The organism is Chitinophaga rhizophila (assembly GCF_019492185.1).
GTDB lineage: Bacteria > Bacteroidota > Bacteroidia > Chitinophagales > Chitinophagaceae > Chitinophaga > Chitinophaga rhizophila.
Map to the genome: position 1 here is coordinate 1 of NZ_JAICCF010000019.1, position 650 is coordinate 650.

1 rRNA gene is annotated in these 650 nt (G+C 38.9%); it reads left to right on the top strand.

Annotation, left to right across the window (positions count from 1 at the left end):
- Positions 1-103 (top strand): 5S ribosomal RNA (rrf, locus tag K1Y79_RS29045); the annotation flags it as partial.
- Positions 104-650: the final 547 nt, after the last annotated feature.

Here is a 650-nt window from a genome sequence, read left to right on the forward strand (position 1 = left end):
TTTGCCAAGGGTGTTCACCTCTTCCCATTCCGAACAGAGAAGTTAAGCCCCTTATGGCCGATGGTACTGCACAACCATGCGGGAGAGTAGGTAGCTGCCATATTTATTGTAGAAAAGACCCGGTCTTGCATAAGACCGGGCTTTTTTATCCTCATACCACAACCACACCATCGATTTTACCGCCACTTACGGTAAAAAATATCTGGTAAATTTTTGTTGTACAAGGTAAAGGATTGTATATTTGCAGTCCGGCTTTGAAAAATTTGCGTTCTTCTTACTCACGCAGTCAGGAAACACTAGTTCTTTATTTCAATATGACATCCGAAAATGATGATAAAAGCATAATATATATGCTGGCGTCATCAGAAAAAAAGGATGAATAAATCTTCAAAAAAGATTTGGCAGAAATGAAATAATCATTATCTTTGCACCCCCAACGCAAACGACGCGAAACGGAAGTAAAGAAAAGCTCTTAAAATACTTAAAGATGTCAGGCGGTAAGCGCCACACAGATCGGATCTGAGACATTGACAAACGTTAGACGAACGGTTTAACGATAAGTTCTTTGAAAGAATGGAAACAACAGCAAACATTTAACACAGGTAATGTTCAAGCGATAACATATTAGATATGACGTCTAATTTCGAGAG